The sequence below is a fragment of the Haloferax sp. Q22 genome, from assembly GCF_001482285.1.
Taxonomy (GTDB): Archaea; Halobacteriota; Halobacteria; order Halobacteriales; family Haloferacaceae; genus Haloferax.
On sequence record NZ_LOEP01000032.1, the window covers coordinates 21918 to 38130 of the forward strand.

15 protein-coding genes and 1 pseudogene are annotated in these 16213 nt (G+C 67.2%); 12 read left to right on the plus strand and 4 right to left on the minus strand.

Going from position 1 to position 16213, the window contains the following annotated elements; all coding sequences use genetic code 11:
• Nucleotides 1–65 precede the first annotated feature (65 nt).
• Together thsA and AM590_RS13945 are read left to right on the plus strand one after the other, a co-directional pair.
• Entirely contained in the window at nucleotides 66–1628 is a 1563-nt protein-coding gene (thsA, locus tag AM590_RS13940) for a thermosome subunit alpha (protein WP_058828003.1), read from the plus strand.
• Between the two features lie 175 nt (nucleotides 1629–1803).
• Nucleotides 1804–3123, plus strand: a complete 1320-nt coding sequence (locus tag AM590_RS13945) for an APC family permease (RefSeq protein WP_058828004.1) — start codon at nucleotides 1804–1806, stop codon at nucleotides 3121–3123.
• A 30-nt stretch (nucleotides 3124–3153) separates the two neighbouring features.
• On the opposite strand, the gene AM590_RS13950 is transcribed toward AM590_RS13945, so the two are convergent.
• The 3 genes from AM590_RS13950 to AM590_RS13960 all read right to left on the minus strand — a co-directional run bounded on the left by AM590_RS13950 (nucleotide 3154) and on the right by AM590_RS13960 (nucleotide 5199).
• Nucleotides 3154–3741, minus strand: a complete 588-nt coding sequence (locus tag AM590_RS13950) for a trimeric intracellular cation channel family protein (RefSeq protein ID WP_058828216.1) — start codon at nucleotides 3739–3741, stop codon at nucleotides 3154–3156.
• A gap of 113 nt (nucleotides 3742–3854) precedes the next feature.
• Nucleotides 3855–4646 carry an S-adenosyl-l-methionine hydroxide adenosyltransferase family protein gene (locus AM590_RS13955; RefSeq protein ID WP_058828005.1) on the minus strand — a complete coding sequence of 264 codons (792 nt, stop codon included), beginning with the start codon at nucleotides 4644–4646 and terminating at the stop codon, nucleotides 3855–3857.
• Between the two features lies 1 nt (nucleotide 4647).
• Nucleotides 4648–5199, minus strand: a complete 552-nt coding sequence (locus AM590_RS13960; protein WP_058828006.1) for a nicotinamide-nucleotide adenylyltransferase — start codon at nucleotides 5197–5199, stop codon at nucleotides 4648–4650.
• 169 nt (nucleotides 5200–5368) lie between these two features.
• Between AM590_RS13960 and lonB the strand changes: the two genes are divergently transcribed.
• The 3 genes from lonB (at nucleotide 5369) to AM590_RS13975 (ending at nucleotide 8911) form a co-directional block, all read left to right on the plus strand.
• The gene (gene lonB / locus AM590_RS13965) at nucleotides 5369–7453 is read left to right on the plus strand and encodes an ATP-dependent protease LonB (RefSeq protein ID WP_058828007.1); all 2085 of its coding nucleotides are present in this window, start codon (nucleotides 5369–5371) and stop codon (nucleotides 7451–7453) included.
• A gap of 6 nt (nucleotides 7454–7459) precedes the next feature.
• A complete protein-coding gene (locus AM590_RS13970; protein ID WP_058828008.1) occupies nucleotides 7460–8476 on the plus strand; it encodes a CPBP family intramembrane glutamic endopeptidase in 1017 nt (338 codons plus the stop codon).
• Nucleotides 8477–8572: 96 nt separating this feature from the next.
• Entirely contained in the window at nucleotides 8573–8911 is a 339-nt protein-coding gene (locus AM590_RS13975; protein WP_058828009.1) for a hypothetical protein, read from the plus strand.
• A gap of 71 nt (nucleotides 8912–8982) precedes the next feature.
• Here AM590_RS13975 and AM590_RS13980 read toward each other — a convergent pair whose 3' ends face one another.
• A complete protein-coding gene (locus AM590_RS13980; protein ID WP_058828010.1) occupies nucleotides 8983–9438 on the minus strand; it encodes an MGMT family protein in 456 nt (151 codons plus the stop codon).
• Nucleotides 9439–9594: 156 nt separating this feature from the next.
• Here AM590_RS13980 and trpC point away from each other — a divergent pair, with 156 nt between their 5' ends.
• The 7 genes and pseudogenes from trpC to AM590_RS21195 form a co-directional block, all read left to right on the plus strand.
• A complete protein-coding gene (gene trpC, locus AM590_RS13985; protein WP_058828011.1) occupies nucleotides 9595–10353 on the plus strand; it encodes an indole-3-glycerol phosphate synthase in 759 nt (252 codons plus the stop codon).
• Nucleotides 10350–11618, plus strand: a complete 1269-nt coding sequence (gene trpB / locus AM590_RS13990) for a tryptophan synthase subunit beta (RefSeq protein WP_058828012.1) — start codon at nucleotides 10350–10352, stop codon at nucleotides 11616–11618. Before trpC ends, trpB begins: the two co-directional genes overlap by 4 nt.
• Nucleotides 11618–12496 carry a tryptophan synthase subunit alpha gene (gene trpA, locus AM590_RS13995; protein ID WP_058828217.1) on the plus strand — a complete coding sequence of 293 codons (879 nt, stop codon included), beginning with the start codon at nucleotides 11618–11620 and terminating at the stop codon, nucleotides 12494–12496. The genes trpB and trpA overlap by 1 nt, the downstream gene beginning before the upstream one ends.
• Before the next feature lie 24 nt (nucleotides 12497–12520).
• On the plus strand, nucleotides 12521–13321 hold the full coding sequence (locus AM590_RS14000) for a 2-amino-3,7-dideoxy-D-threo-hept-6-ulosonate synthase (protein ID WP_058828013.1): 801 nt from the start codon (nucleotides 12521–12523) through the stop codon (nucleotides 13319–13321).
• A 92-nt stretch (nucleotides 13322–13413) separates the two neighbouring features.
• The gene (locus tag AM590_RS14005; protein WP_058828014.1) at nucleotides 13414–13824 is read left to right on the plus strand and encodes a methylated-DNA--[protein]-cysteine S-methyltransferase; all 411 of its coding nucleotides are present in this window, start codon (nucleotides 13414–13416) and stop codon (nucleotides 13822–13824) included.
• Between the two features lie 805 nt (nucleotides 13825–14629).
• The gene (locus AM590_RS14010) at nucleotides 14630–15808 is read left to right on the plus strand and encodes a 3-dehydroquinate synthase II (RefSeq protein ID WP_004972657.1); all 1179 of its coding nucleotides are present in this window, start codon (nucleotides 14630–14632) and stop codon (nucleotides 15806–15808) included.
• A gap of 197 nt (nucleotides 15809–16005) precedes the next feature.
• Nucleotides 16006–16213: pseudogene (locus AM590_RS21195) on the plus strand (RNA-guided endonuclease TnpB family protein); the annotation flags it as partial.

Here is a 16213-nt window from a genome sequence, read left to right on the forward strand (position 1 = left end):
CGCCGAAACGTATTTATAGAACTGCAATCGTTGATAGCGGTTGAGGTTTCAACATGGCTTCACGAATGCAGCAACCGTTATACATTCTCGCAGAGGGGACGAACCGAACGCACGGCCGCTCCGCGCAGGACTCCAACATCCGCGCCGGAAAGGCGGTCGCCGAAGCCGTACGGACTACACTCGGGCCGCGCGGCATGGACAAGATGCTCGTCGACTCCTCGGGCGAGGTCGTCATCACGAACGACGGCGCGACCATCCTCGAGAAGATGGACATCGAGCACCCCGCCGCGCAGATGATCGTCGAAGTCTCCCAGACCCAAGAGGAGGAAGTCGGCGACGGCACGACCACCGCGGCCGTCCTCACCGGCGAACTCCTCGCGCACGCCGAGGACCTCCTCGACGACGACCTCCACCCGACGGTCATCGTCGAGGGCTACACCGAGGCCGCCCGCATCGCCCAGGAAGCCATCGACGACATGGTCCTCGACGTGACGCTCGACGACGACCTGCTCCGCAAGGTCGCCGAGTCCTCCATGACCGGCAAGGGAACCGGCGACGTGACCGCCGACGTGCTCGCCAAACACGTCGTCAAGGCGGTCCAGATGGTCCACGGTGACGGCGACGGGGCCTTCCACCGCGACGACGTTCGCGTGCTCACCCGCACGGGCGCGTCCTCCTCGGCGACCGAACTCGTCGAGGGCGTCGTCCTCGACAAGGAACCCGTCAACGAGAACATGCCCCGAGCCGTCTCCGACGCGACCGTCGCGGTCCTCGACATGAAACTCGACGTTCGCAAGGGCGAGGTCGACACCGAGTACAACATCACCTCCGTCGACCAGCTCACCGCGGCCATCGACGCCGAGGACAAGGAACTCCGCGGCTACGCGGCGGCCCTCAAGGACGCCGGCGTCGACGTGGTGTTCTGCACCAAGTCCATCGACGACCGCGTCGCGGGCTACCTCGCCGACGCGGGCATCCTCGCGTTCAAGAGCGTGAAGAAGTCCGACGCCCGCGCTCTCGCCCGCGCGACCGGTGCGAAGCGCCTCGGCTCGCTCTCCGACCTCGACGAGTCCGACCTCGGTCACGTCGACTCCGTGAGCATCCGCACCTTCGGCGACGACGACCTCGCGTTCGTCGAGGGCGGCTCGGCGGCGAAGGCCGTCACGCTGTTCCTCCGCGGCGGCACCGAACACGTCGTCGACGAACTCGAACGCGCCATCCAAGACGCGGTCGACGTGGTCGTCGCCGCCATCGACAAGGGCGGCGTCGTCCCCGGCGCGGGCGCGACTGAAATCGCCATCGCCGACCGCATCCGCTCCGAGGCCGCCGGCATCGAGGGCCGCAAGCAACTGGCCGTCGAGGCCTACGCCGACGCCGTCGAGGCGCTCCCGCGCACCCTCGCCGAGAACACCGGTATGGACCCCATCGACGCGCTCGTCGACCTGCGCGCCCGCTACGAAAACGAGGGCATCGCCGGTATCATCTCGTCGGGCCGCACCGGCGAAATCGGCGACCCCGTCGAACTCGGCGTCATCGACCCCGTCGCGGTCAAGCGCGAAGCCATCGAGTCCGCGACCGAGGCCGCGACGATGATCGTCCGCATCGACGACGTCATCGCCGCCAAGTAACCGAACCGCCCGCAGAACACTCTCCCCCACCGGCGGCGCGTTCCGCCGCCGGGCCACTTCGTGTCGCTTTTTCCGCCTTTCTACTCTCACACGGCCGCTCCAGAGCTGTGCCACTGTGCGAACACGTATCAACTGGCCGCCACGTTCTTCTGTCGCAAGCGTCGAACTGCACCCCATGTCCGACGAAGTCGGGCTTCCGGAAGCCGTGTCGATGGCGATTGGTGGCATGGTCGGCGGGGGTATCTTCGCCGTGCTCGGCGTCGTCGCCGGCGCGGCCGGGACCCTCGCGTGGGCGGCGTTCGTCGTCGCCGGCGCGCTCGCGGCCTGTGCCGGCTACTCGCTCCTCCGACTGAACAGGCTGTGCGAGTCGCCCCGCTCACCCGTCGGCTACGTCGAGCGGTTCACCGACAGCAACACCACGCTCGCGGGCGTCGTGGGCTGGACCTTCGTCTTCGGCTACGTCGGGACGATGGCGATGTACGCCTACGCATTCGGCGGCTACTTCGTCGAACTCACCGGCGTCTCGACGGTCGCGTCGGTCTCGATACAGCCGTTCGTCTCCGCGCTCACCGTTGCCGCGTTCGTGAGCCTCAACGTCTTCGGTGCGCACGCCTCCGGGCGGGTCGAAGACGTTCTGGTCGGCCTCAAGGTCGCCATCCTGCTCCTGTTCGGTCTCGGCGGCGTCGCCTACGGCGCGACCCACGGCGGCCTCGGCTTCGGCCTGTCGAACTTCGGTATCGGCCCGCTCGTTGCGGCCGCCGTCTCCTTCGTCGCCTTCGAGGGGTGGGAGCTCCTGCTGTTCGACCAAGAGAACATCGCCGACCCCCGCGAGACCGTCAGGAAGGCGATTTACATCTCCATCGCGGGCGCGACCGTCCTGTACATCATGGTCGCGCTCGTCACGACCAACCTCGCCGGAATCGACGCCATCCAGCAGCACGCCGAGACCGCGCTCGCGGTTGCGGCCCGGCCGTTCCTCGGGCAGGCCGGGTTCGTCCTCATCTCGGTCGCGGCGCTGTTCTCCACGGGCAGCGCCATCAACGCCACGCTGTTCAGCTCCGCGCGGCTCTCGAAGCGCCTCGTCGCCGACGACCTGCTCCCGAGTCGGCTCCGCGACGAGTCCGCCGACGAGCCGATTCGCCCGCTCGTGACGCTCGGGGTGCTCGCCGCGGGGTTCGCCTTCCTCGGGAGCCTGGACGCCATCAGTTCGTTCGCGTCGCTCGCGTTCATCAGTATCTTCGGCGGCCTCTCGCTTCTCGCGTTCCGGGAGCGCGAGGACCTTCCGACGACCGTGATTCCCGCCGTCGGAACCGTCGGCGCAATCGGCTCCGCGGTCGCGCTCCTGTGGCACCTGTTCGACGCCGAGCGCGGGACGTTCTGGACCGTCCTCGCGCTTGCCGTGGTCGTCGTCGGCGTCGAGGTGCTCTACTTCGAGCGCGAGACCATCGCGGACGAGGTCCAGTCCGCGGAGCGGCGCGTGGAAAACGAACTGTAACGTCCGGCGCGCGGCCCCGGGAGTCTCCACTCAGACCCGCGGGAGTCGCCAGTCGTAGCGGAGCGCGAGCAGCCGAACCGAGAAGACGAGCGCGGCGCACAGCCCCGAGGGGACGCCGGTCGGCGCGCCGGCCGCCCGGGCGGCGAGGAATCCGAGCCCCCCGACGACCGCGGGCGTCGCGTAGAAGTCGTCGCGGAGGACGACCGGCACGCGCCCGATGAGGATGTCGGCGATGGAGCCGCCGCCGACGGCCGTGATGGTCGCGAGGACGACGACGCCGAACGACGTGACGCCGGCGTCGACGCCGACGAGCGCGCCGGTCGCCGCGAACGCCGAGAGCCCGACCGCGTCGGAGGTCAGGAACGCCGGGTGGTCGCGCACACGACCCTCTATTGAGTGGATGAGGACGATTGCGAGGCCGACGCCGACGAGCGCGACGCTCATGTCCCACGTCCCCGCGAGCGAGGCCGGCAGCCGGTCGACCAGCACGTCGCGGGTCGTCCCGCCGCCGAGGGCGGTCACGACGCCGAGTACGGAGACGCCGAACACGTCGAGACCGGCTTCGGCGGCTTTGAGCGCGCCGGCGACCGCGAACGCGAGGAGGCCGACGACGTTCATCACCGCGAAGGGGTCGACCTCGGGGACGACGACGGAGGCGGGGGCGACGGCGGCGGAACTGGGGACAGGGATGGCGGCGGAACTGAGGGCGAGGGCGGAGATGAGAACGCCCATCAGTCGACCCGGAGTTCCACGCGGTCGCCGGGCGCGAGGCCGAACGCCTCGTCGCCGCGGCCGTGGTTCACGTCGCACTCGACGTTGCCGTGACTGCCGACAGTGAGCAGTCGCTCGCCGCGCGAGACGGCCTCGAAGGTGCGACCGACCGGGACCGACTCGCCGTTTAGCGTCGCGCGGTCGCCCGCCGCGTCGCGGACGAACTCGCCCGGGACGTTGGTAATGCAGTTGCCGAAGTCGTCGACGACGAGTATCTCTCCAGTCGCCTCGCGGCCGTCGGCCGAGACGGTCGCCTCGGGGAGGCGGCACTCGGCGAGCGAATCGAGCGCAATCGGTTCGAAGCGGTCGACCGACTCGAGCCCCGACGCGCCAGCGACGTGGGCGTCGGCGGCCGCGGGCGCGAACACGTCCCGCCCGTGGAAGGTCGTGGACTCGGGGTTCGGAACGTCGATTTCGTAGGCTTCGGCCGGTGCGTCGGCGTCGTCGAGTTCGGCGGCGACGCGTCTCGATGGCGGGCGGAGGACGCCGTTGTCGGGGCCGACGAAAACGTGGTCGCCGACGCGGAGGACGACCGCGCGACGGTCGGTCCCGACGCCGGGGTCGACCACGACGAGGTGGACCGCCGGCGGGAAGTACGGAAGCGTCTCGCGGAGCCAGAACGCGGCCGCGCGAACGTCCTGTCGCGGCAGGTCGTGGGCCACGTCCACGAGCCGGGCGTCGGCCCGCGAGAGGACGACGCCCTTCATCGCGGCCGGGTACGCCAGTCCGAAGTCGGACGCGAGGGTAATCATCTCAACAGGGGTTCGGGTCGCGGTCCTCGTCGTCACCGAAGCGCTCCGAGCCGTCGGTGGCCGTGACGCGCTGGAGGCGCTCGATACCGTCGATTTCGCGGACCACGTCGGCCACTTCGTCGGGGACGAGTGACTCCCAGTCGCGGTCCTCTATCATGCGCTGGCGGACCTCCGTTCCCTCCAGCACCTCGCGGTTGAACATGGGCGACTGGTGGACCTCGACGCCCGCCTCTTTGAACAGTTGGATGACGAGCGGGTTGTTGGAGTACGCGACCTCGAACGCGGGGGACATCGACTGGACGTGGCTGACCCACACCGAGTTGCGGTCGAGGTCCTCGATAGGGACCGCGTAGGTCGTGATGTCGAAGTCGTTGACGGCCTTGTTGACCATCATGATTCGTTCGCCCGCGGTGAACGGATTCCGCGGCGAGTGCGAGTCGCCCGCGGACCCGATGCCGAGGACGAGTTCGTCGACTTCGGCGGCAATCTCTTCGACCATTCGGTGGTGGCCGTTGTGGTACGGCTGGAAGCGGCCGATGTAGAACCCCCGCATGCCTCGGGCGTTAGTCCGGATTACTTATAAATACGCCGAGTCACGAGAATTCCGGTATTCCGGTGGTAGGGGCGTCGAAACGCGAGGTTACGGCAAGGTACGCCGGATGCACCCGGGGAGAAAGTATATCAGTCGCAGGGCCTACGTTAGAAGTAGCGACGACAGTTCTATGAGTAACGATACGAACACCGACGACAGCCTCCACGAGCGGGAGGATTCACCCGACGACGCGCCCTCGGAAGAGGGTATCGACGACGGGGGGACGCTCCAGCACGACGAGGCCGAAGAGGTCGACAAGAAGACGATCGACGACCTCGGGAGCGATGTCGAAATCGACGCCGACGTGGCCGAGAACGTGGACGAGGACGACCTCCTCGGTGGTCTCCGGATAGAGACGACCGACGAGATTCCCGTTCCGGACCGTCTCGTCGACCAAGTCATCGGGCAGGAGCACGCCCGCGACGTCATCATGAAGGCGGCCAAGCAGCGCCGCCACGTCATGATGATCGGCTCCCCGGGGACGGGGAAGTCGATGCTCGCCAAGGCGATGTCCGAGCTTCTCCCCCGCGAGGAGCTTCAGGACGTGCTCGTCTACCACAACCCCGACGACGGCAATCGCCCCAAGGTCCGCACGGTCCCCGCGGGCAAGGGTGACCAAATCGTCGAGGCGCACAAAGAGGAAGCACGCAAGCGCAACCAGATGCGCTCGTTCCTCATGTGGATCATCATTGCAGTCGTGCTGGGCTACTCGCTCATCATCGCCCAGCAGGTCCTGCTCGGCATCCTCGCCGCGGGTATCATCTACCTCGCGTTCCGCTACGGCTCGCGCGGCAGCGACGCGATGATTCCGAACCTCATCGTGAACAACGCCGACCAGAAGTCCGCGCCGTTCCAGGACGCGACGGGCGCCCACGCGGGTGCGCTCCTCGGCGACGTCCGCCACGACCCGTTCCAGTCCGGCGGCATGGAGACGCCCAGCCACGACCGCGTCGAACCCGGCGCGATTCACAAGTCGAACAAGGGCGTCCTGTTCGTCGACGAGATCAACACCCTCGACGTGCGCAGCCAGCAGCACCTGATGACGGCCATCCAGGAGGGTGAGTTCTCCATCACGGGCCAGTCCGAGCGCTCCTCGGGCGCGATGGTCCAGACCGAACCCGTCCCGACGGACTTCATCATGATCGCCGCCGGGAACCTCGACGCGATGGAGAACATGCACCCCGCACTCCGCTCCCGTATCAAGGGGTACGGGTACGAGGTGTACATGGACGACACCATCGAGGACACCCCCGAGATGCGCCGCAAGTACGCGCGCTTCGTGGCACAAGAGGTCACCAACGACGGCCGGCTCCCGCACTTCACCGAGGAGGCGGTCGAGGAGCTCATCCTCGAAGCCCGCCGCCGCGCCGGCCGCAAGGGTCACCTCACCCTCGAATTCCGTAACCTCGGCGGCCTCGTCCGCGTCGCTGGCGACATCGCCCGCGGCGAGAACGCCGAGCTGACCACCCGCGACCACGTGCTGCAGGCGAAGCGCCGCGCGCGCTCCATCGAGCAGCAGATCGCGGACCAGTACATCGAGCGCCGCAAGGACTACGAGCTCTCGGTCAACGACGGATTCGTCACCGGCCGCGTCAACGGCCTCGCCGTCATGGGCGAAGACTCCGGTATCATGCTCCCCGTGATGGCCGAAGTCACGCCGTCGCAGGGCCCCGGTCAGGTCATCGCGACCGGCCAGCTCAAGGAGATGGCCGAAGAGTCCGTCCAGAACGTCTCGGCCATCATCAAGAAGTTCTCCAACCAGGACCTCTCGGAGATGGACGTGCACGTGCAGTTCGTCCAGACCGGCCAGCAGGGCGTCGACGGCGACTCCGCGTCCATCACGGTCGCGACCGCCGTCATCTCCGCGCTGGAGGACATCCCCATCGACCAGTCGGTCGCCATGACCGGCTCGCTGTCGGTGCGCGGCGACGTGCTCCCGGTCGGCGGCGTCACCCACAAGATCGAAGCCGCCGCGAAGGCCGGCTGTTCGACGGTCATCATCCCCGCCGCCAACGAGCAGGACGTGATGATCGAAGACGAGTACAAGGAGATGGTCGACATCATCCCCGTCTCGCACATCAGCGAAGTCCTCGACGTCGCCCTCGAAGGCGAACCCGAGAAGGACTCGCTCGTGGACCGCCTCAAGAGCATCACCGGCTCCGCCCTCAACAAGGGCCAGGGCGTCAAGGGGCCCTCCAGCCCCAGCCCGCAGTAACGCCGGATGACCGATTGGGCGGCGTTCGCAGGCTTCACCGGCCTCGTCCTCGCCGTCTTACTCTCTCTCGCGCACTTTTCTCGCGGCGTCCCGCACGCTGAGGGGACCGACTCCGACGCGCCCGTCGCTCCCGACGACGCTGACTCCGACCCCGCGCTAAACACCCGAGTCGATACGCCGGACGACTCCGCTTCGCGCCCCACCGAACCGACTGATTCCGACGAGTCGGCTCCCCCCGACACCGTCTCGCTGGCTTCTTTTTCGGGCGATTCGACCGACGCGTCGCCGCGACCCGAGTCACCGACGCTCGCTGAGGGCGACGTTGCGGACGACGCCGACCCCGACGCGAAAGCCGGTTCTGAACCCGACTCCGGCCGGGCGACCCCGCACGGCGTCACCGCGGCCCCCGTCTCAGCCGTCTCGGAGCGCTCGGCGTCCGCCGAGGACCTCCCGCCGCATCTCCTGCTCGCCAACGTCGCGCTCTCACAGGCGTTCCTCGGTGGCTTTCTCGGTCTCGGCGCGTGGTACGCCGGTGTGCCGGCCGCGGCGCTCGGGCTCTCCGTCACCGACCTCCCGACGAAGCTCGCTATCGGCGTCGGGCTCGGCATCGCGCTCTACGGGGCCAACCGGGTCGGCTCGACGGTCAGCGAGCGATTCGGCATCGCGCCCGACGAGGCGGTCCGCGAGTCGCTGACGCCGCGGACGACCGCGGGCTGGGTGTTCCTGTTCGCGGTCGCACTCCCCCTCATCGCCGGCTTCGAGGAACTGCTGTTTCGGGGGGCGCTCGTCGGTGCGGTCGCCGCCGGCTTCGACGTGTCGCCGTGGTTCTTAGCGGCCGTGTCGTCGGCCGCCTTCGGCGCGGGTCACGGCGCGCAGGGCCGACTCGGTATCATCGTCACCGGCCTCCTCGGGTTCGTCCTCGCGGCGGCGTTCGTCCTCACCGAGAGCCTGCTGGTCGTGGTCGTCGCCCACTACCTCGTGAACGCGCTGGAGTTCGCGGGCTACGAACTGTTCGGCTGGTAGCGGGCGTCGGACGCGCCGCCGAGCCCCGCCGAACCGCTCGCCGTCGCGGCGGCGACGCGGGGATGCGTTCAAGTGTCCGCATCACGCGTAGCCAGTATGGATCTCGACACACGGCAGTTGACGCAGGCGGGGCTCATCGGCTATCTGGCGCTCGTCGTCGCGGCGTTCGCCACGGGGAACCCGACGCTCCGGCTCGCGGCCGACGCCGCCTTCGGACTGACGGCGGTTCTTCTCGGCGTCGTCACGCTTCGGATTCCGGTCGACAGCCGACTCAAGTACGTCGCCGGCGGCGGGTTCGTCCTCGCCGGTCTCTCGCAGTTCGCCGAACTCGCGACCGGTGTCGGGTCCGTCGGCCTCGCGAGCACGCTGTTCCTCCTCGGCGGTCTGCTCGGCTATCTCGCGCTCCGCCGGGAGACCGACGCGATGCCCTTCTGAGCTCGGGGCTGTAACGGCGGTGACGGAGACGTGAAGACTACGACGGTGACGGCGACCGCGACGACTGAAAACTAGATTCCTTCCGACTTCCGAAGCGCCTCGACTACGTCGTCGGGCGCGGCGCTCGGGCCGTCTTTCACGCGGTGATCTGGGACGACGACCGGAACCGGGTTCGCCGCGAGCGCCTCGCGGACGATGCGCTTGGAGTCGTCGCCTTCGGGGTCGAGCCCGGACATGCGGACGAGCAGAGCCACGTCGACGGTGTCTCCCTGTGGGACGTTGCGAAGCGACTCCAGCACGCTCCGCTGGTCGGTCGGGACGGTCAGACCGATAGGGACCGACGAAAGGTCCGTCTGCCCCCGGTCGATAGCGGCCAACACGGCGTCGAGATGCTCGTGGTCCGACTCGGCGTCCGCCGGCAGCGAGTCCGGAAACGAGACGTTGATGACCTTTCCGCTGACCACGCCGACCTGAACCGGGCGGCCGAGCGTGGACGATTCGCGCGCGTAGATTCCCGAGACGGGCATACGTTCGGCTCCCGTCGCCGGACGCTTGACCCTTCCGGCGACGGCGTGGGGTTCGTCCCCTTCGACGGTGCGCTCTCGCCCGCGCGCACGCGAGAGACGGTGAGTGTCCCCGCCGGCGCAAGTCTTATGTACAGATACGTGCGTTAGTGTACATCAATGAACGCTAGTGGAGACGAATTAGCTCCCGACGTGCGCGCCATCTTGGAGGCCGCGCGGGAGCGACCCGGTGGGGAGACGCGCGTGTCGGTCGACGCGCGGTCGTTCCCCGAGGCCGTGGCCGAAACGGAGGCCGCGGGCCGGGTCCCGGTCATCGCCGAGGTGAAGCCCACGAGTCCGACGACCGAGGGCGTCCGCGAGGACGACCCGGTTGAACTGGCCCGCGAGATGGTCGCCGGCGGCGCGACGGCGCTGTCGGTCCTCACCGAACCCGAGCACTTCGGCGGCTCGGCCGAGTCGCTGCGGCGCATCCGCGAGGCCGTCGACGTGCCCGTCCTCCGCAAGGACTTCATCATGAACGAGGCCCAACTGGACGTCGTCGAGTCCGACCTCGTGCTCCTCATCGCGCGGTTCGTCGGCGAGGACCTCCCGGACCTCGTCGAGGCGGCTCGCGACCGCGGCTTCCAGCCGCTCGTAGAGGTCCACACGCGCGAGGAACTCACGGCGGCGCTCGCGGCCGGAGCCGACATCGTCGGCATCAACAACCGCGACCTCGGGAAACTCGAAGTCGACCTCGGCACGTTCGAGGCACTCGCGCCGGAAGCGCCCGAGGACGTGCTTCTCGTGGCCGAAAGCGGCGTGAAGTCGGTCGAAGACGCGCAGCGGATGCGCGAGGCCGGCGCCGACGCCCTCCTCGTCGGGACGGCTATCATGGACGGCGACGTGCGACAGAACACGGAGACACTCACCACACAATGAGCGCAGACGGCAAATTCGGCAACTACGGCGGACAGTACGTTCCCGAGGCCCTCATGCCGGCCATCGAGGAACTGACCGACGCGTACGAGCGGTACGTCCTCGACAACGAAGACGGGTTCATGGACGACTTCCGCGCGCGACTGCGGGACTTCGGCGGGCGACCGACGCCCCTCCAGCGCGCGGACCGACTCTCCGAGCGCTACGACCGCGAAATCTACCTCAAGCGCGAGGATCTCGTCCACGGCGGCGCGCACAAGCTCAACAACGCGCTCGGACAGGTCTTGCTGGCGAAGTACATGGGCAAAGAGCGCATTATCGCCGAGACCGGCGCGGGCCAGCACGGCACCGCCACGGCGATGGCCTGCGCCCACCTCGATATGCCCTGCGAGATTTACATGGGCGAGCGCGACATCAACCGCCAGCGCCCCAATGTCTTCCGGATGAAGCTCAACGGCTCCGAGGTGAACCCTGTCACTGTCGGCCGCGGCACGCTCAAGGAGGCTATCTCCGAGACGATGCGCGACTGGGCGACCAACGTCGAAGACACCCACTACGTCATCGGCTCCGTCGTCGGCCCGCACCCGTTCCCGAGCATGGTTCGGGACTTCCAGTCGGTCATCTCCGAGGAGGCCCGCACGCAGGCCAGAGAGAAACTTGGACGGCTCCCCGACGCCGTCGTCGCCTGCGCGGGCGGCGGTTCGAACACGATGGGCGCGTTCGCCGAGTTCGTCGACGACGAGGAGACCGCGCTCTACGCCGTCGAGGCCGGCGGCTCGACGCTCGAAGTGGACGAGGAAGCCGGCGTCGCACCCAACTCGGCGTCGCTCACGACCGGGTCGGAGGGTATTCTCCACGGCGCTCGCACCCGACTCTTACAGGACCGCGACGGCCAGATTATGGAGTCGCACTCGGTGTCGTCCGGGCTCGACTACGCCGGCGTCGGCCCCGAACTTGCGTACCTCGTGGACACCGGTCGCGTCACCGCCGTCAACGTCGACGACGACGAGGCGCTGACCGCGTTCCACCGGCTCTCGCAGATGGAAGGTATCATCCCCGCACTGGAGTCGGCCCACGCGTTCGGCTATCTCGAATCGGCCGCCGGCCCCGATGCGCCCGACTCCGAGGAAGCGAACGACCTCGGCGAGTACGTCGTGGTCAACGTCTCCGGCCGCGGCGACAAAGACCTCGAATCGGCCATCGAGGAGACCTACGAGCGTGACATCGACATCGCGCCGAACATGGACGAGTTCACGGGGGGCCTGTGATGTCGCTCGAAGACGCCTTCGCCGACGGGCCGGCGTTCATCCCGTACCTCGCCGCCGGCGACCCCGACTACGAGTCATCGCTCGAATACGTCGAGGCGCTCGAACGCGGCGGCGCGGATATCATCGAACTCGGGCTTCCGTTCTCGGAGCCCATCGCCGAGGGGCCGACCATCCAGAACGCGGTGGTTCGGTCGCTCGAAGGCGGCATGACGCCGACGCGCTTTTTCGAGTTCGTTGAGGACCTCGACGTGTCGGTGCCGCTGGTCTGTATGACCTACTACAACCTCATCTACCGCTACGGCGAGGAGAGCGAGGCACAACGCGCCTCGAATACGAGCGGTGAAACCGTAAGTAACGGCCCGCGGCCGTTCGTCGAGAAGGCGGCCGAGGTCGGCATCGAGGGCTTCGTCGTCCCCGACCTGCCGGCCGAGGAGGCCGGCCCGCTTCGTGAGGCCTGCGACGAGTTCGGCCTCGACCTCGTCTTCATCGTCGCGCCGACGACCCGCGGCGAGCACCTCGACCGCATGATGGAACAGGTCTCGGGCTACGTCTACGTGCAGGCGCGCCTCGGCACGACGGGCGCGCAGTCGAGCGTCTCCGACCAGACCGGCTCGTCGCTCGAACGACTCGCCGACTACGACGTGCCCAAGGCGGTCGGCTTCGGTATCAGCAGCGGCGACCACGCGGAGCGCATCGTCGCGAGCGGCGCTGACGGCATCATCGTCGGCAGCGCGCTCGTGGACATCGTTGCCGACGGACACGACAACGGCGACGACGCCGAGACGGTTGCCGACCGCCTCGAAACGCTCGCCCGCGAGCTGAAAGACGGTGCGGTGGCGGGCGCGTCGCAACGCCCACCGCATCCGGAACGCACATAACTGCTCTGCCACCCTTTCTCATACATGAACACAGACATCGGACTCTCCGCACGACTCGAACGCATCTCCACAGACGGGCGATACCTCATCGTCCCGATGGACCACGGCATCACCCTCGGCCCGGTCACGGGCCTCGTCGACATCGAATCCACCATCGACAGCATCACCCGCGGCGGCGCGGACGCCGTCCTCACGCACAAGGGCACCGCCCCGCGCGTCCACCCGAACAAGAACGGCAAAGGCTACATCGTCCACGTAAACGGGTCGACCGTCATCGGCCCCGACGAAAACGACAAGCGACTCACCGGCACCGTCGAAGACGCCCTCCGCGTCGGTGCCGACGCCGTCTCCTTCCACATCAACGTCGGCTCGAACTACGAGCCCGACCAGATGACCCAACTCGCCGACCTCTGTTCCCGCGCCGCCGATTTCGGCGTGCCCGTCCTCGCGATGTCGTACGCCCGCGGCCCCGGCATCGACGAACAGGACCCCGAGGCGCTCGCCCACGCCGTCCGCCTCGCCGAGGAAGTCGGTGCCGACGTGGTGAAGACTGCCTACAGCGGTGACGCCGACTCCTTCGGCCGCGTCGTCGAGGCCACGCGTCTGCCGGTCGTCATCGCCGGCGGCAGTCGCGGTACCGACCGCGAGACGGTCGAGATGGTCCGCGGGACGATGGACGCCGGCGCGGCCGGCGTCTCGATGGGCCGTTCCATCTTCCAACACGAGAACCCCGAGGCCATCACCCGCGCCGTGAGCGCCGTCATCCACGACGACGCCGACGCCGATACGGCCCTCGAACGCGCCGGACTCGGCATCGAAGCGTAACGCGACACGCGGCTCCGGCTTTCCGACGGCGTTTCCGTTTTCTCGACATCTCCAGCCTACAGATAGATACCCGCTGAGCGCGAACTTCGAGCATGCACGTCACGATGTGGGAGTTCGCAGTCGACGTGGACGAACGACTCCTCGGCTGTTCTCCCGAGTTACTTCGCGAGCAACTCGCCGAGTACGAACGCGGGGAGCGCCGCGAGTTCGACGTGGACGTGCGATTTCCCGACTCCTTTACCGGCGACGTGATGCGCGTGATGGCGTCGATTCCGTACGGCGAGACGCGCACCTACGGCGAGGCCGCGGCCGAACTCGACAGCCACGCGGTCGCCGTCGGACAGGCCTGCGGGCGGAACCCGGTCCCGCTCGTCGTCCCGTGCCACCGGGTCGTCGGCGCGGACTCCCTCGGCGGCTTCTCCGCCGCCGGCGGCGTCGACCTGAAGCGCACACTCCTCGACCACGAGTGCGGCGCGGTCCAGACGGGGCTGGACGCGTTTTGACTGATTTAATATCGCCATAATTAGTTTATCAGCTCTCGATTCGGCTGAGAGACGCCCGCGCGAGACTGTCGGTGTTTTTCGACGACTCGGCTGGACCACACACTCGGCTCTCCGCCTGACTCTCCGCTCGCCGAGTGGTCCGTGGGATTCGAACTTCGCGTTCGATTCACTCGTCAGTCTGCGTCGGTGACAGCGTACCGCTCCCGGAACGCAACCTGAGTCATCGACCCGCTGCGTCGATGATGGCTGACGGACGTGGGTCTTCCCGGTCGCCACCCCGGAGTTTCGTTCGAGATAGCGGGCGGTGCGTGTTGGTTTCCGACTGATTTTGTATCTGAGTCACCCTCGACAGCCCGGACGAACTCGTCTTCCGAACCCGTCGGAGGGTCAGGCTCACAGTCGATCCCGGGTCGCGCAGTTGATTCGTCTCTCGGCTGAACGCCGCGACTGACCCGACTTGATGCGGGACTTCTCTCCGAACTGCGTCTCAACACGTCCTATCAGAGCGCCGTTTTTCCGACCCAACTGTCCCAAGCGTAGTCCTCGACCCGACCGCGAGATTGTTCGCGAACTCGGCCGTAACCACCTGCTCTACGAACTGTTTTCCGGACCCAAAGCCCGCTTCGACTCGCATCAGCGCGTTCAAATCGGTCGTTCAACCCCGAATTTCGACCCGGGCCCACAAATAAATCACATAGTGCGATATAGAATTGGATTCCCCTGGCCTCACCGTCCCGGCGCGACCCGTTCGCCGTCCGTTGATTCATTCGCCACGTTCAAGCCCACCCACCGAGTGAAGTCGATAATGACACGAAGCGTCTGGCTCAAAGCCGACGACGCGGTCGGCGACTGGGAGACGCGGAAGCGACGCATCACGGCCGGACTGGAAGCCGGCGTCGACTGGGTTCTCGTCGACGAGGCCGACGTCGAGAAGGTCCGCGAACTCGGCGACGTCAACATCGCCGCGTTCCGGACCGACGCCGATGTTCACGTGATGGAAGCGGAAGAAGACGACGCGGACCCCGAGGCACTCGCCGACGCCTACATCGTCGGCAAGGACGGCGAGGGCGACGCGACCGTCGAACTCCCCTCCGATTTCTCCGGTTCTGCCGACCTGACGACGCTCCGCCGCGGCGACGACCTCGCAAACGGGTCGTACGTCCGAATCCTCAGCAAGGACTACGAGGCGTTCGCCGAGGAGGCCGCCCGAGACGGCGACTACACCATCGTCATCGGCGAGGACTGGACCATCATCCCGCTGGAGAACCTCATCGCCCGCATCGGCGACGAGACCGACCTCATCGCAGGCGTCACGACCGCCGAAGAGGCCAAGACCGCCTTCGAGACGCTCGAACTCGGCTCCGACGGCGTCCTCCTCGACAGCGACGACCCCGACGAGATTCGAAAGACCGTCGAGGTCCGCGACGAGGCCGAACGCGAGTCGCTCGACCTCGTCTGGGCCGAGGTCACGGAGGTCGAACGCACGGGTATGGCCGACCGCGTCTGTGTCGACACGGGCACCATCATGGACCACGACGAGGGGATGCTCGTCGGCTCGATGGCTCGCGGCCTTTTCTTTGTCCACGCCGAGACGGCGAAGTCCCCGTACGTCGCGTCTCGGCCGTTCAGAGTCAACGCCGGCGCGGTCCACGCCTACGCGCGGACCCCCGACGGCGGCACGGTCTATCTCTCCGAACTCGAAAGTGGCGACGAGGTGCAACTCATCGACACGAACGGGAACACCCGCGAGGCCATCGTCGGGCGCGTGAAGATAGAAAAGCGACCGATGTTTCGCATCTCCGCCGACTACGAGGGCGACCGCGTCACTACGCTCCTGCAGAACGCCGAGACAATCAAGGTCCACACCCGCGAGGGTCGTACGGCGGTCACGGACCTCGAACCCGGCGACGAGATGCTCATCTACTACGAGGACACGGCTCGCCACTTCGGCGAGGCCGTCGAAGAGAGCATCATCGAGAAGTAATCCCGGAGAACCGTTTTTTCGAGGCGGGCAGCCGACCGGAGCGCGTTATACAGAATCAAGGAGAATACCTGCGCCTTTAGGCGCAGGATGAATCCGACAATACCCTACACCAACCACCGTTCGATGGTAAGCCGGATATTCCACGCCAACCGACATTATTAACAAAACAGCGTTCATAACCAGTTATGAAGTCAGAAATGAGTCGAACCATCCGAACCTTCGAGGCCACGATCACGAACCAGCAACAGGTTCGTGACGACCTCGACCAACTCGGATGGGCCGCCTCAAAACTCTGGAACGTCGGTCGCTACTACACACAAGAACAGTGGGACGAAACGGGCGAGATTCCCGATGACGGGGAACTCAAAGCCGAACTCAAAAGCCACGAACGCTACACGGACTTGC

Coding starts and splice junctions, on each gene's coding strand:
- thsA (WP_058828003.1), top strand. CDS start 66: ATGCAGCAACCGTTATACATTCTCGCAGAGGGGACGAACCGAACGCAC.
- AM590_RS13945 (WP_058828004.1), top strand. CDS start 1,804: ATGTCCGACGAAGTCGGGCTTCCGGAAGCCGTGTCGATGGCGATTGGT.
- AM590_RS13950 (WP_058828216.1), bottom strand. CDS start 3,741: ATGAACGTCGTCGGCCTCCTCGCGTTCGCGGTCGCCGGCGCGCTCAAA.
- AM590_RS13955 (WP_058828005.1), bottom strand. CDS start 4,646: ATGATTACCCTCGCGTCCGACTTCGGACTGGCGTACCCGGCCGCGATG.
- AM590_RS13960 (WP_058828006.1), bottom strand. CDS start 5,199: ATGCGGGGGTTCTACATCGGCCGCTTCCAGCCGTACCACAACGGCCAC.
- lonB (WP_058828007.1), top strand. CDS start 5,369: ATGAGTAACGATACGAACACCGACGACAGCCTCCACGAGCGGGAGGAT.
- AM590_RS13970 (WP_058828008.1), top strand. CDS start 7,460: ATGACCGATTGGGCGGCGTTCGCAGGCTTCACCGGCCTCGTCCTCGCC.
- AM590_RS13975 (WP_058828009.1), top strand. CDS start 8,573: ATGGATCTCGACACACGGCAGTTGACGCAGGCGGGGCTCATCGGCTAT.
- AM590_RS13980 (WP_058828010.1), bottom strand. CDS start 9,438: ATGCCCGTCTCGGGAATCTACGCGCGCGAATCGTCCACGCTCGGCCGC.
- trpC (WP_058828011.1), top strand. CDS start 9,595: ATGAACGCTAGTGGAGACGAATTAGCTCCCGACGTGCGCGCCATCTTG.
- trpB (WP_058828012.1), top strand. CDS start 10,350: ATGAGCGCAGACGGCAAATTCGGCAACTACGGCGGACAGTACGTTCCC.
- trpA (WP_058828217.1), top strand. CDS start 11,618: ATGTCGCTCGAAGACGCCTTCGCCGACGGGCCGGCGTTCATCCCGTAC.
- AM590_RS14000 (WP_058828013.1), top strand. CDS start 12,521: ATGAACACAGACATCGGACTCTCCGCACGACTCGAACGCATCTCCACA.
- AM590_RS14005 (WP_058828014.1), top strand. CDS start 13,414: ATGCACGTCACGATGTGGGAGTTCGCAGTCGACGTGGACGAACGACTC.
- AM590_RS14010 (WP_004972657.1), top strand. CDS start 14,630: ATGACACGAAGCGTCTGGCTCAAAGCCGACGACGCGGTCGGCGACTGG.